Origin of the sequence: Polynucleobacter meluiroseus (genome assembly GCF_900205755.1) — a bacterium.
Lineage (GTDB): Bacteria > Pseudomonadota > Gammaproteobacteria > Burkholderiales > Burkholderiaceae > Polynucleobacter > Polynucleobacter meluiroseus.
On sequence record NZ_OANS01000005.1, the window covers coordinates 92,410 to 106,986 of the forward strand.

General features: G+C 47.6%; 13 protein-coding genes. 12 read left to right on the top strand and 1 reads right to left on the bottom strand.

All coding sequences use genetic code 11. The annotated features are described in order from the left end of the window. Positions 1 to 36 precede the first annotated feature (36 nt). From CP950_RS09285 to CP950_RS09335, 11 genes are all read left to right on the top strand, one after another. Complete coding sequence (locus CP950_RS09285) at positions 37 to 696, top strand: YfgM family protein (RefSeq protein WP_096674655.1); 660 nt, start codon at positions 37 to 39, stop codon at positions 694 to 696. Beyond that, positions 693 to 1,850: an outer membrane protein assembly factor BamB gene (bamB, locus tag CP950_RS09290; protein ID WP_096674656.1), complete on the top strand. Its 1,158-nt coding sequence runs from the start codon at positions 693 to 695 to the stop codon at positions 1,848 to 1,850. Before CP950_RS09285 ends, bamB begins: the two co-directional genes overlap by 4 nt. Next, a complete protein-coding gene (gene der / locus CP950_RS09295; protein WP_096674657.1) occupies positions 1,847 to 3,211 on the top strand; it encodes a ribosome biogenesis GTPase Der in 1,365 nt (454 codons plus the stop codon). The genes bamB and der overlap by 4 nt, the downstream gene beginning before the upstream one ends. A gap of 138 nt (positions 3,212 to 3,349) precedes the next feature. After that, positions 3,350 to 3,592 (top strand): RNA chaperone Hfq, encoded by a 243-nt coding sequence (hfq, locus tag CP950_RS09300; protein ID WP_096674658.1) that lies wholly within the window; start codon positions 3,350 to 3,352, stop codon positions 3,590 to 3,592. Then, positions 3,558 to 4,826, top strand: a complete 1,269-nt coding sequence (gene hflX / locus CP950_RS09305) for a GTPase HflX (protein ID WP_272867618.1) — start codon at positions 3,558 to 3,560, stop codon at positions 4,824 to 4,826. The genes hfq and hflX overlap by 35 nt, the downstream gene beginning before the upstream one ends. Continuing rightward, entirely contained in the window at positions 4,816 to 6,372 is a 1,557-nt protein-coding gene (gene hflK, locus CP950_RS09310; protein ID WP_096674662.1) for an FtsH protease activity modulator HflK, read from the top strand. The genes hflX and hflK overlap by 11 nt, the downstream gene beginning before the upstream one ends. A 5-nt stretch (positions 6,373 to 6,377) precedes the next feature. Further along, positions 6,378 to 7,241 carry a protease modulator HflC gene (gene hflC / locus CP950_RS09315; protein WP_165766442.1) on the top strand — a complete coding sequence of 288 codons (864 nt, stop codon included), beginning with the start codon at positions 6,378 to 6,380 and terminating at the stop codon, positions 7,239 to 7,241. 22 nt (positions 7,242 to 7,263) lie between these two features. Next, entirely contained in the window at positions 7,264 to 8,433 is a 1,170-nt protein-coding gene (locus CP950_RS09320) for an ATP phosphoribosyltransferase regulatory subunit (RefSeq protein WP_096674666.1), read from the top strand. Positions 8,434 to 8,492: 59 nt separating this feature from the next. Further along, positions 8,493 to 9,833: an adenylosuccinate synthase gene (locus CP950_RS09325; RefSeq protein ID WP_096674668.1), complete on the top strand. Its 1,341-nt coding sequence runs from the start codon at positions 8,493 to 8,495 to the stop codon at positions 9,831 to 9,833. A 47-nt stretch (positions 9,834 to 9,880) separates the two neighbouring features. Further along, positions 9,881 to 12,094 carry a malate synthase G gene (locus CP950_RS09330; RefSeq protein WP_096674669.1) on the top strand — a complete coding sequence of 738 codons (2,214 nt, stop codon included), beginning with the start codon at positions 9,881 to 9,883 and terminating at the stop codon, positions 12,092 to 12,094. Positions 12,095 to 12,302: 208 nt separating this feature from the next. Further along, complete coding sequence (locus CP950_RS09335; RefSeq protein ID WP_243391979.1) at positions 12,303 to 12,689, top strand: hypothetical protein; 387 nt, start codon at positions 12,303 to 12,305, stop codon at positions 12,687 to 12,689. Positions 12,690 to 12,697: 8 nt separating this feature from the next. Here the strand turns inward: CP950_RS09335 and CP950_RS09340 are convergent, their stop codons facing one another. Beyond that, the gene (locus CP950_RS09340; RefSeq protein WP_133092101.1) at positions 12,698 to 13,069 is read right to left on the bottom strand and encodes a hypothetical protein; all 372 of its coding nucleotides are present in this window, start codon (positions 13,067 to 13,069) and stop codon (positions 12,698 to 12,700) included. Positions 13,070 to 13,311: 242 nt separating this feature from the next. Here CP950_RS09340 and CP950_RS09345 point away from each other — a divergent pair, with 242 nt between their 5' ends. Further along, positions 13,312 to 14,541, top strand: coding sequence for an MFS transporter (locus CP950_RS09345; protein ID WP_243391980.1), 1,230 nt, complete (start codon positions 13,312 to 13,314; stop codon positions 14,539 to 14,541). Positions 14,542 to 14,577 lie beyond the last annotated feature (36 nt).

The following is a 14,577-nucleotide window of genomic DNA, read 5'->3' on the forward strand; positions in this document are numbered from 1 at the left end:
ATTATTTAAATTCGTACTTAATTCGCTTGGATTGACATGCCTTTAGACCTAGAAGAACAAGAACAGCTGGACCAATTCAAAGCCTTTTGGCAAAAGTACCGTAATCTGATTACCGGAGTACTTACCGCATTGCTCCTCACGTACGCGGCTTATAGCGCTTATCAGTGGTGGAGCAATAGCCAAGCATTAGCTGCTTCACAGCTATATGAAACGATGATCTCTGCGATTAACAAAGGCGACAAAGACCAAGCTTTTCTGGCTGCTAACGACATGCAAAAAGACTTTAGTCGCACCCCTTATGCGGCGATGGCTAGCCTGGTCGCCGCTAAGCTGGCTTCTGATGCAGGGGACGGCGCCCAGGAAATGACTTATTTGCGTTGGACTGCACAGCATGCTTCTAATCATGGCTACCAAGCCTTGGCAAAATTGCGCTTAATTAGCCAGCTCACCGATCAAGGATCAGCGGCTGATTTAGCTGAGGCCGATGTCATGCTGAAAGAAAAGCCAGTCAAGGGCTTTGAGGCTTTGTGGTTGGAGCGTCGTGGTGATTGGTATTTAGCGCAGAAGAATACGCAAGAAGCGCGCTCAAGTTATGAGGCCGCTTGGCAACAGTTGAATCAAACCAAAGAATTTCCGGAAGAGGCGCGGCGCTTGCTTAAGGTGAAATTAGATGCGGTAGGGGGAGTAGCTCAATGAGATTTACATCTAAACCGATGCAACAGTGGCTTCGCGCTACTTTGGTCATGAGCATGGCAGCGGCTGTTTTGGTGGGCTGCTCAGGAAATTCGAGAACGCATAAGCCAGCAGAATTGGTGAAGGTTTCTAATCAATTTGATTTGTCACCCGTTTGGTCCGCGAATATAGGCTCTTCAGAGTCGTTTAATTTTCATCCTGCTGTGGCTGGTGATGCGGTCTATGCCGCTTCCAACCGCGGCAACTTAGCAAAACTGGATCTTAAGACGGGCAACAAGGTTTGGGAGGTTTCGGTGCCTGATCGCCTGTCGATTGGACCCGGATCAGATGGACGCGTAACAGCGGTCGTCACCACTAAGGGCACTGTCTATGCTTATGACGATACGGGCAAGGCGCTTTGGAATGTGAATGTGGGTAGCGAGGTATTAACTGAGCCTGTAGTTGCCGGAGGCGTGGTCGTCATTCGCGCCTTGGACAACCGCTTTATTGGTTTAGATGAACTCACTGGCGCACGTAAATGGATTTATCAACGTCAACAGACAGCTTTGTCCTTGCGGGTTGGTTATGGCATGCTCGCAATTGGAAATGAAGTAATTGTGACTGGCTTTGCGGGCGGTCGCTTCGGCATGATTGCATTAGCCAATGGCGGATTAGTTTGGGAAAGCCCAATCTCCTTTCCCAAAGGATTCTCTGAAATTGAACGTCTGAATGATGTCACTGCAAAACCCAGCATGCAAGGTGAAATTATTTGTGCAGTGTCTTATCAAGGGCGCGTAGGCTGTGGTCAGGCGCGTACTGGCAACCTCATTTGGTTCAAGGATTATTCAAGCTACACTGGCACTGCGCAAAGCGCGGAGATGGTGTTTTCTTCGAATGAAAAGTCTTATGTGACCGCATTTGCGACCAAAGACGGTACGCAGATTTGGGAAAACACCCAACTCACTTTTAGAGATGTTGGCGAGTCTTTAGCCGTCGGCAGAGTGTTGCTAGTAGGCGATGCCGAAGGTTATGTTCATGCACTCGATCAATCGAATGGCGAAATGTTAGCCCGCATTCGTCATGACAGCTCACCAATCTCAGCGGCACCCATTTCAGCAGGAGGCCTCATTTTGATTCAGTCCCAAGGCGGCAAACTCGCGGCGTACAGTCCCAAATGAACCCAGTCATCACCATAGTTGGTCGTCCTAATGTTGGAAAGTCGACCCTCTTTAATCGCTTAACGCGCTCTAGAGATGCGCTTGTTGCCGACTTTTCCGGCTTAACGCGAGATCGTCACTACGGCAAAGGTCGTATTGGTGAGCGTCCTTTTATTTGTGTGGATACGGGTGGCTTCGAGCCCGTTGCCAAGACCGGCATTGTGGCCGAGATGGCTAAGCAAACTAAGCAAGCCGTCGCTGAATCTGACATCATTATTTTCTTGGTGGATGGCCGCTTAGGCATGGCTCCCCAAGACCGCGTTATTGCCGATTTCTTACGCAAGACGGGCCGCCCTATTATTTTGGCGGTCAACAAAACAGAAGGCATGCAAGCCGGCGTTGTCACGGCGGACTTTCATGAACTTGGTTTAGGTGAGCCATTTCCGATTTCATCAGCGCATGGTGATGGCGTTCGCGGCTTGATTGACGATGCATTGGATTCTTTAGGCATCGCAGAGCCTGACCCAGAAGATCTGGTAAACGATCCTAACCGGCCAATGAAAATTGCCGTGGTGGGGCGTCCGAACGTTGGTAAGTCGACCCTGATCAATAAATTAATTGGCGAGGAGCGGGTGATCGCTTTTGATATGCCTGGAACCACGCGGGATGCGATTGAGGTGCCTTTTGAGCGCAATGGCAAGCCCTATATTTTGGTGGATACAGCGGGCTTACGCCGTCGCGGCAAAGTATTTGAGGCGATTGAAAAATTCTCGGTTGTGAAAACCTTGCAAGCCATTGCAGACTGCAATGTGGTCATCTTGATGTTAGATGCCCAACAAGATATCTCTGAGCAAGATGCGCATATTGCTGGATTTATCGTTGAGGCAGGTCGTGCGCTAGTGGTTGCCGTCAATAAATGGGATGGTCTTGATAGTTATGTGAAAGAGCGTGCCCGTTTAGAGATTGCTCAAAAACTACGCTTTCTAGATTTTGCCAATGTGCATCCTATTTCAGCGATAAAAGGCACCGGCTTAAAGGAGCTCTTTCAGGATGTGGATGCTGCTTACGCGGCTGCAATCGCTAAGTTACCGACACCTAAACTGACTCGTATCTTGGAGGAGGCTATTGAGCATCAGCAGCCTAAACGGGTAGGTATGGGTCGTCCGAAGCTGCGTTATGCGCACCAAGGCGGTATGAATCCCCCCATCGTGGTGATTCATGGAACTGCATTGAGTGGCGTAACTGATAGTTACAAACGCTATTTAGAGGGTCGCTTTAGAGAGGTCTTTAAATTGCGTGGTACGCCAATGCGAATCCAGATGAATACAGCAAAGAACCCTTATGTCGACGGGGATAAGGGTAAAAAAGGCCATAAGAAATAAACTGGCGTACAGTTTTACTTTTATAGCTAAACCCTACTTGAATTCCCACAATTAGACCCAATTTAAAGAGTATGTGCAGTAATTGCAGTCATCAATTAAAAAAGCAAGACTCCCTCAAAATAATGAATAAGGAGCAGTATGAATAACAGCAAAACCCAATTGCTACAGGATCCCTTCCTCAACGCCTTGCGCAAAGAGCATGTTCCTGTATCTATTTACCTCGTTAATGGCATCAAATTACAAGGCAATATAGAGTCGTTTGATCAGTATGTCGTGCTCTTGCGCAATACCGTGACTCAAATGGTTTACAAGCACGCCATCTCCACGATCGTGCCTGCGCGCGCCGTTGAGTTCCGCACGGAAGAAGCTGACCCTGTATAAAACTGGGGTAGACGCGCCTAGAGCCGTCCTCGTTGGAGTCGATACTGGGCGTGAAGATTTTCCCGAAAGTATGGCGGAGCTCAGTCTATTGGCTGAAAGTGCTGGTTCAGTACCCACAGTCAGCGTGATTGCCCGTAAGGGTCGAACCGATCCCGCCTTATTTATCGGGTCTGGCAAGGCCAATGAGCTGAAAAAGGCGCTTGAAGAAAACAATGCTGAGTTGGCGATCTTCAATCACCCCTTATCGCCTTCGCAGCAACGAAACCTAGAGCGTCATATTGGCTTTCATGTGATGGATCGCACAGGCCTCATATTGGATATTTTTAGTCAAAGGGCACAAAGCCATATTGGTAAGACGCAAGTAGAGTTGGCACAAGTGCGTTATCAAATGTCCCGGCTGGTGCGAGCATGGAGCCATTTAGAGCGGCAAAAAGGGGGTATTGGCTTACGCGGTGGACCTGGCGAGACTCAGATGGAGTTAGATCGCCGTATTTTGGCTACCAAGGCCAAACGCCTAGAAAATGAGCTAGAAAAGCTTCAGCGCCAGCAAAGAACCCAAAGAAGGGCGCGCAATCGCAAGGATGTGTTCTCGGTATCGTTGGTTGGTTATACCAACGCCGGTAAATCCACTCTTTTCAATACCCTTACGAAGGCGGGCACTTACGCAGCCGACCAGTTATTTGCTACTTTGGATACCACCTCGAGAAGGGTTCATTTGGAAGGGGTCGGTTCAATCGTGGTGTCAGACACCGTGGGCTTTATTCGGGATTTGCCTCACCAATTGGTGGAAGCCTTTAGGGCCACCTTGGATGAAACCATTCATGCAGACCTCATATTGCATGTAATTGATGCTTGTAGCCCCGTTTCTCGGGAGCAAAAATTAGAAGTAGAGGCAGTCTTGCGTGAAATTGGCGCTGACGATATCCCGCGCATTGAAGTCATGAATAAAATTGATCAGATGCCGCAGACCTTTTCAAAGGGGGCGCAGTTAGAGCGAGATTCAGAAGGCATTCCAAGCCAGATTTTCTTGTCAGCCAAAGACGGTCAGGGGCTGGATTTACTTCGGGCAGCCCTAGCTGAATGCTCTCAAATGACTGATAGAATAAGGGTTGAACACAATCGTGCAAAGACGCAAATGGCCCCGGATGAGTTTTTAGCCCCTTTACCCGAACGTCCAGAATCTTCTGAATTTAATCCTATCCCCCATAGAAAATACACACCTCATGACGCGTAAATTTCTTGATCTATTTTCTGTGAGCGATCCAAGCGGGGGCAAGCTCCCTGCGGAGAGTGATTCTAAGGGCGCCAATGAGGCTCAAGGTAACGCTTCCAATCCGCAGGGTGAGGCAAGTAATGAGAACAGGCCGGCTGCGACCCAGCCCAAAGGTTCGCCACCTGCTAGACCAGATGGCCCACCTGACCTTGATGAGTTGTGGCGTGATTTTAACGATCGCATCAGTAGCTTTTTTGGCGGAAACCGAGGAGGCGGTAAGTTAGGGTCGGGCGGTTCTAAACCCGCTAACAAGCCCAGTAAGCCAAACAACTCAGATATTCCAGCGCCATCCGAGCGGGTAAATCAAGGTGGGAACGGCGGGAATGGCGGCATGGGCGCATCTAATGGGCCCAATTTTAATTTCACTAATCCCTTTGGCACTAAGGGCAGTATTTTGCTGTTCGCCGGCGGCGCTTTTTTGATTTGGTTGTGCAGCGGCTTTTTTATCATTCAAGAAGGTCAGGCTGGCGTGATTCTGACCTTTGGAAAGTATGCAGATACTGCTAAGCCAGGAATTAATTGGCATATGCCTTGGCCAATTCAATCTGAAGAGACCGTGAATTTGTCCGGAGTACGGTCAGTTGAAGTGGGTCGGCCCGTCTTAATTAAAGCAACCAATCAAAAAGATTCCTCCATGTTGACTGAGGATGAAAATATCATTGATGTGCGTTTTGCCGTGCAGTACCGTTTAAAAGATCCAACGGACTATTTATTTAATAATCGCGATCCCGATGCGGCGGTAGTGCAAGCGGCAGAAACTGCCGTGCGTGAAATCGTTGCACGTAGCACGATGGATAATGTCTTATACGAAGGGCGCGAGAAAATAGCGATTGATTTAGCAAGTTCAATACAGCGGATTTTGGATAGCTATAAAACAGGTATCTATATCACCAGCGTGACAGTGCAAAACGTCCAGCCACCAGAGCAGGTGCAAGCGGCATTTGATGACGCTGTAAAGGCGGGGCAAGATCAAGAGCGCCTTAAAAGCGAAGGACAGGCTTATGCAAATGACATCATTCCACGCGCCAAAGGTACTGCAGCCCGCTTGATTCAAGAGGCGGAAGGTTACAAGGCGCGCGTAATGGCGACGGCCGAAGGTGATGCGGCCCGTTTTAAGCAGATACTAGTGGAATACGCAAAGGCACCGGGCGTTACGCGTGACAGGATGTACATCGATACGATGCGCGAAATGTATAACAATGTCACAAAGGTGTTGGTAGACACCACTAAGACTAATAGCTTGCTTTACTTGCCGCTAGATAAAATCGTTGCGCAAGTGAGCGCCGAAAGTGCACAGGCAGCAAATTCTCAAACAAATTCTGTGAACTCTGGCGGGCAGAGTAATCAAACCAATCAAACCAATCAAAGCACTCCAACGGGCGCAGTGACAGTAGGTGGGGCTACTGGTGCAGCAGTTACATCAACTAATTTACCTTCCCCCGTCTCCGGCAGCTCAACAGCAGATAAACGCGATGGTTTCCGTAGTCGCGATCGGGAGTCACGTTAATGAACTTGAACCGCCTAATACCAGGCCTTATTGCGCTCATCGTCGTTGTTTATCTTTTGGCTTCGAGTATTTTTATCGTGGATCAGCGGCGTTATGCAGTGGTCTTCTCGTTCGGTCAGATCGTCAGGGTGATTGAACAACCCGGCCTGCAGATTAAGTATCCCGCGCCATTTGAAAGCGTGCGCTTCTTTGACCGTCGAATTTTGACGATCGATAATCCTGAAGCAGAGCGTTTCATTACCGCCGAGAAAAAGAACCTGCTAGTCGATTCTTATGTGAAATGGCGCATAGTCGATCCACGCAAATTTTTTATTAGTTTCAAGGGCGACGAGCGTTTAGCGCAAGATCGTCTGACGCAATTAATTCGTTCGGCTTTAAACGAAGAGTTCACCAAGAGAACTGTGAGAGAGTTGATTTCTGATCAGCGTGAACAAGTGATGCAGGGGATTCGGAAGAAGGTAGCCGAAGATGCCTCGGATATTGGTGTCGAAATAGTAGATGTGCGTTTGAAGCGGGTGGATCTTTTAGCGGAGATTAGCGATTCGGTTTATCGCCGCATGGAAGCGGAGCGTAAACGCGTGGCTAATGAACTTCGTTCTACTGGCGCTGCTGAGTCGGATAAAATTCGTGCCAATGCAGAACGTCAGCGCGATACGATTCTGGCAGAGGCCTATAGAGATGCTCAAAAGATCAAAGGATCTGGAGATGCAAAGGCGACCGCCCTCTATGCCGAAGCATTTGGCCGTGATCCCCAGTTCGCTCAGTTCTATCAAAGTCTTGAAGCCTATCGGAATTCCTTTAAGGATAAGAAGGATGTGATGGTTGTAGAGCCCAATGGCGAATTCTTTAAGTTCTTGCATAAAAAATAATGGAAAGCGAGTAAGTCAGGTGATGAATCGTTGGTTGCTTCCTGAAGATATTGCTGATGTATTGCCAGCAGAGGCTCGCAAAGTCGAAACTCTGCGTCGGGCTATTTTGGATTTATATCAATCCTATGGCTATGAACTCGTGGCGCCTCCTATTTTGGAGTTTTTAGATTCCTTATTAACGGGTACGGGTTCGGACCTGAACTTACAAACTTTCAAATTAGTCGATCAGCTATCGGGCCGCACTTTGGGCTTGCGAGCGGATATGACGCCTCAAGTAGCTCGCATCGATGCCCATCTTTTGAATCGTGAAGGGGTAACGCGCCTATGCTATGCCGGCTCCGTTGCGCACGCACGTAAACCGGTTGGCAGTGCCGCTAGAGAAGAGCTGCAAATTGGGGCAGAAATTTATGGTTGTGCCACTTGGGAGGCAGACCTTGAGGCCATCACATTGTTATTAAAGACATTGGGCTTGGCGGGTTTAAAGCGGGTGTATCTTGACCTTTCTCATGCGGGTATCGTGGCAGGGATCTTGGATGGGCAAGCTATCGATCAGGCTGAAATTGAAATTCTGTACGATTTACTGCAATCCAAAGATCGCTCACGCCTATCGACTTGGACGCAATGCTTGTCGACGGACGCCGCTACTGCTTTAATGGCCTTGACGGAGCTCAATGGGCCGAGTGCTGAGGTATTGAAAAATGCAAAAGTAAGCTTGCCTCAACATGCCATGGTTGAACAAGCGCTAGCGCAATTAGAAAAGCTGGTTGGCGCAATCACCAATTTATCCGCTGATTTAGAAGTCAATATTGATCTGGCAGATTTACGCGGTTACCAATATCACAGTGGCGTTATGTTTGCGGCCTATGTTGATCATTTTCCGCAACCTATAGCGCGCGGTGGTCGTTATGATCATGTGGGCCGGGCATTTGGCCGTTCTCGTCCAGCAACAGGGTTTTCATTGGACTTGTTAGCGCTCTCGAACTTAGCGCTTGTGAGTCAGCGTAAGTTGGCAATCCTCGCGCCGTGGATCGAGGATGTGACTTTAAGTGATGCGATTTCTCGCTTACGCAATTCTGGCGAGGTAGTGATTCAGATGCTGTCAAATGAGCCGGTAGAAACTGCCGAATACATTTTGGATCGTGAGCTGGTCAAGCAGGGCAACGCATGGGAAGTAGTTAAAAAACCCAGTTAATAAATCTCTTTGAGATCTGTACTTAAACCTATTTTGTCATTTTATTTTTGGATTGAATTATGTCTTTAAAGCAAGAAGCACACGGTCGTAATGTCGTCGTCATTGGCACTCAGTGGGGCGATGAGGGCAAGGGCAAAGTCGTCGATTGGCTGACGGATCACGCTCAAGCAGTAGTGCGTTTTCAGGGCGGACATAACGCAGGTCATACGCTCATTATTGGCGATAAGAAAACAATCTTGCGCTTGATTCCTTCTGGGATCATGCATAAAGAAGTCATTTGCTATATTGGCAACGGGGTAGTGCTCTCACCAGAGGCGCTCTTTAAAGAGATTGGTGAATTAGAGGCGGCCGGTTTGGATGTGCAATCCCGCTTAAAGATTTCAGAGGCAACTACTTTGATCCTGCCATATCACGTGGCCATTGATCATGCCCGTGAAAAGAAACGTGGCGAAGCGAAGATCGGCACAACCGGTAGAGGCATCGGCCCTGCTTATGAAGACAAAGTAGCGCGCCGGGCTCTTCGTGTGCAGGATATGTTTTATCCAGAAAAGTTTGCCGCTCAGCTGCGAGAGAACTTGGAATATCACAACTTCATTCTCACCAATTACTACGGAGCAGAGCCAGTTGACTTTCAGAAGACCTTAGAAGAAGCCATGTCTTATGCAGAGCGCATCAAGCCAATGGTTGTGGATGTGTCTAGCGCTCTTTACGCTGCAGAACAGGCAGGTCAAAATTTACTGTTTGAAGGTGCGCAAGGGACTTTGTTAGATATCGACCACGGCACCTATCCCTATGTGACCTCGAGTAATTGCGTAGCGGGTAATGCTGCTGCAGGTTCTGGTGTTGGACCAGATTCTTTGCAATACATATTGGGTATTACTAAGGCCTATTGCACTCGCGTGGGAGCAGGGCCCTTTCCGAGTGAGTTGTACGATCACGACAATCCAGCAAAGCAAGATCCCATCGGCGTACGTTTGGCCGAAGTGGGTAAGGAATTTGGTTCCGTTACCGGACGTCCGCGGCGCACTGGTTGGTTAGATGCTGCCGCCTTGAAACGCTCGATTCAAATTAATGGCTTGACGGGTTTATGCATCACTAAGCTCGACGTACTCGATGGTTTAGAGACTATTCGACTTTGCGTTGGCTATCATTTGGATGGCGAAACGCTGGACGTATTGCCTCGTGGTGCTGAGGCAGTCGCCCGTTGCGAGCCTATTTACGAGGATTTCCCTGGCTGGCAGGGCACCACCTTTGGAATTCGGGAGTGGGATCAGTTGCCCAAGGAGGCTCAGCAGTTTTTAAGCCGCATTGAGGAGGTAGCTGGTAAGCCTATCGCTATGGTCTCTACGGGGCCTGAGCGCGATGAAACTATACTATTGCATCATCCTTTTCAGGATTGATGGAAAACGCACAAAATTAACTAACTTACGTACTAAAGGTTTTGATCATGACCGCACGCACTGCCTGTAATAGCCTCCAAGTAGCTACCCCCCTCTATCGATTCATTGAAGACAAAGTCTTGCCAGGAACAGGTATCCAAAGTGCAGACTTTTGGAAGGGGTTCGATCAGATCGTTAAGGACTTAAGTCCAAAAAATACTGCTTTACTCGCAAAGCGTGACCGCCTGCAATTGGATTTAGACCAATGGCATCAAGCAAATCCTGGTCCTATTAAAGATATGCCTGCTTATCGCAAGCATCTGCAAGAAATTGGTTATTTAGATACAGTCCCTGGCAAAGTACTGGGTACAACCCAAAACGTAGATGATGAATTGGCGCTACAAGCCGGCCCGCAGTTAGTCGTTCCGGTCTTGAATGCCCGCTATGCCTTGAACGCAGCTAACGCGCGCTGGGGTTCTTTATATGATGCTTTGTATGGTACCGACGTACTTTCTGAGGAAGATGGCGCTACTAAAGCAGGGGCATACAACCCTATTCGTGGCGCAAAAGTGGTGGCGTTTGCCCGTAACTTTTTGGATCAATCTGCTCCATTGGCCAAGGGCTCGCATCGTGATTCCGTGGCTTACAGCGTTGACGGTAATTGCCTAGTTGTTACATTAAAAGATGGACAAACAACGGGTCTGGCGGATGAAAAGCAGTTTGTTGGCTATCAAGGCGCTGCCGCTACACCAACTTCAATCCTGCTCAAAAATAATGGTATTCATATTGATATCGAAATCAATAAAGCCAAAACGATTGGAGCAACTGATCCAGCCGGCGTAAACGATGTGATTCTTGAAGCTGCGTTATCCACGATTTTGGACCTGGAAGATTCAGTAGCCGTTGTCGATGGCGACGACAAAGTCTTGGCTTACGATAACTGGCTCGGAATTCTCAAAGGGACTTTGGTTGAGGATGTCATGAAGGGTGGCAAGACATTTACACGTTCATTAAACCCAGACCGCCAATACACCGCGGGCATTGGCGCTACCGATGCAAAAGATGGTGTAGTGACGTTACATGGCCGCTCTTTATTATTTTTGCGTAACGTTGGCCACCTTATGACTAATCCTGCGATTCTCACGGGTGATGGCGAGGAAATCTATGAAGGTATTTTAGATGCGGTAGTGACCGTTCTGATTGCGCTCCACGACATTCGTCGTCCAGCTACACAAGCCATCGGCAATACGCGTAAGGGCTCTGTTTATATTGTTAAGCCAAAAATGCATAGCGCTGAAGAGGTTGCTTTTGCAGCAGAGCTGTTTAGCCGAGTTGAGCAACTGCTAGGTCTGCCAGCAGATACAGTAAAGCTGGGCATTATGGATGAAGAGCGTCGCATGAGTGCCAATATTAAGGCGGCAATCGCAGCTGCAGGTGCTCGCGTCGCATTTATTAACACTGGCTTCTTAGATCGCACTGGTGATGAAATGCATACCTCAATGCACGCCGGCCCAATGATGCGTAAAGGGGATATGAAAACCAGCAAATGGCTTTCAGCTTATGAGCGTCGCAATGTTTTAGCAGGCCTGGATTGTGGCTTGCGTGGTCGCGCGCAAATTGGTAAGGGAATGTGGGCTATGCCTGATTTGATGAAGGCTATGGTTGAGCAAAAGATTGTTCACCCTAAAGCAGGTGCCAATACCGCTTGGGTGCCATCACCAACTGCGGCGACCTTGCATGCGTTGCACTATCACCAAGTAAACGTTGCCCAGATTCAGCAAGAGATGGAGCATTTGGATACCGCTGTAGAAGCCGAAGCATTATTAGATGATTTACTGGCTATCCCCGTAGTTGAAAAGCCAAATTGGTCTAAAGAAGAGATTTCTCAGGAGCTGGATAACAACTGCCAAGGTATTTTGGGTTATGTAGTGCGTTGGATTGACCAGGGCGTTGGTTGCTCTAAGGTGCCTGATATTCATAATGTGGGATTAATGGAGGACCGGGCAACCTTGCGCATCTCCAGCCAACATATTGCTAACTGGCTACTTCACGGCATTGTCACTGAGGCTCAAGTAAATGAAGCACTGCAACGTATGGCTAAAGTGGTTGATGGCCAAAATGCTAGTGATCCACTTTATAAGCCGATGATGCCCAATCATCAAGATTCTTATGCCTATAAAGCAGCCAGCGATTTAATCTTCAAGGGCCTTGAGCAGCCTAGCGGCTACACCGAGCCCTTGTTGCATGCATGGCGTTTGGAAGTAAAGAAGGTTCAGGCATAAATAGAGTCATTCTGTGTTTGAAATAAGAATGGATTTGTCGCGAGGCAAGTCCATTTTTTTATTGTTCGAACGGCCTATCTAATAAATCAATATGTTCGGGTTTCTAAACTTCTTTTCCGCGGGAAATAGCTTAAAGCAAGACCTGCAATTTAGATTTAATGATGGGGGTAGGGAAGCCGCAGGCTATCAGGGGAAAGCAGGCGACTGCGTGGTTCGATCCATCGCTATTGCCACTGGCTTACCCTATAGGCAGGTCTACGAAGATCTTCAACAGGCGAATGCAGCTTACGCTGAGCGCAGAAATGACAAGTTGGCTCGTAGACTCAATGCCAAGGGCTCATCGCCGCGCAATGGTAACCATCGCAATGTTTTCCATGACTATATTTTGAGCCATGGCTTTGATTGGGTGCCCACCATGCAGATTGGTGCAGGGTGTCAAGTGCATCTGAGGGCAAATGAACTGCCTGAGGGAACTTTGATTGTCAAAGTTTCCAAGCATTTAACGACGATTGTGAACGGGGTAATTCTGGATACGCACGACCCTTCACGCGGTGGAAGTCGCTGTGTTTACGGCTATTACATTCAACGCAAATAAAGTTTCAGCTATAAGCCTTGGTCTGGATTGCCATATTTTTGATCCCATGCTGCTTTGTATGTAGTTGTCATGGCAATCATGATGGTAGTAGTCCAGGCCAAACTAAATAAGCCTGTAAGGGAAATAAAAAATGCAATTGTTTTCCATCCATTCGGAAGAATGTCAGGCTCAAAACCTACGGTGGTATAGCAACTTCCTGAAAATAAGATTGCCTCTATCGCCGATCCAGAAAGATCAAGTGCCAACAAGAATATTGACCAAATCAATATTTCAGATAAATGAATGAGTGCAATATATATAAATGAAAGATAGAAATGAAAAAAGACACGGTTATATTGATGCTGCGCTAAGTTAACGACAGTTCTGCGCTGGAATCGCATGTGCAGATGATTTATCGCACTGCCGTGAAAAATCAATATCAGAACCAGGCAGCACGTACCGCAAAAGATATCTTGTAAGAAGCTTTGTAGAGAAAATCCAGTAAATATAGCACTCATCATAGTTCCGTAAATCGAATTTGGTTAAAGCTCAATATGAGGTTGTCATTGCACATGTTATCAGAGCATAAATTTGACATGATAGGGTGATAATGAGATGTTCCTTATTTTCTGTAAAGCACCCCTTGATTAATATTCAACTGCCCCGAGAAGCAAAAAAACAGGAACGTTTTTTTCTGTTGGCGCTTGCTGGTATTCAATTTACCCATATTCTGGATTTTATGATCATGATGCCGTTGGGTCCAGAATTTATTCGGGCTCTCGACATCAATACACACCAGTTTGGTTTATTGCTGTCTTCCTATACTTTTGCCGCCGCCATCTCAGGTGTATGCGCAACCTACTACATTGATCGATTTGAGCGTAGACAACTTTTACTAAGTTTGTATGCTTGTTTTATTATCGCCACTTTAGCGTGCGGTCTTGCGCCCAACTATCACACCCTCTTTATTGCTCGTGCCTTTGCAGGTGCATTTGGCGGCATTTTAGGCTCCCTTGTGCAAACCATTGTGGCTGATTCCATTCCATTTGAGAGAAGAGGAAAAGCATTGGGCACAGTGATGGCGGCCTTCTCCGTTTCAACGGTTGCTGGTGTGCCCTTGAGTTTATTTTTGTCAAACAATATCCCCGCCTTGGGCTGGCGAGCCCCATTTATATTCATTGCATTGATATCGTCCCTCATTCTGTATTTAGGCTATCGCAACATCCCAAAAATCGTTGGGCATTTTGGGCATATTCATGAGGGAAGTCGTTTTCGGCAAATTTGGAATGTGTTTTCAGCACATCAGCATCTTCGCGCTTTTTTATTCATTGGCCTCATCATGTTGACCGGCTTCTCGGTGATTCCTTATATCGCTCTATATCTCACAGCGAACGTAGGAGTGAATGTATCTTACATTTCTCTCATTTACTTATGTGGAGGAGTGGCAACGCTAGTGAGCTCGAGGTTGATTGGCCATCTAGCGGATCGATTCGGCAAGGTGAAGGTATTTCGTGCACTGGCCATCTTGAGCTTGATACCTTTATTGTTAACTACGAATTTGCCTCAAGTACCCTTATGGGTAGTTCTGCTGAACTCCACCTCTTTCTTTGTGTTGATTTCTGGACGCATGATTCCAGCTATGGCAATGATGAGTCAAATAGTAGAGGCAAGAATTCGCGGTACTTTTATGAGTTTGGTTGGCTCAGTGCAAATGTTAGCCTCCGGCATTGCCTCTGTGGTAGCGGGTATGGTTGTCACGATTGGAGTTGATGGCAGAATGCAGCATTACAACCTGGTGGGTTACGGCGCTGCTCTCTGTGGCTTGCTGACCTTTTTCTTGGTGGGATATATTCACAAAGATAAAGCGGTCTAAGCTCTCTATTTAGATACATTTACTTGATACGAAAGA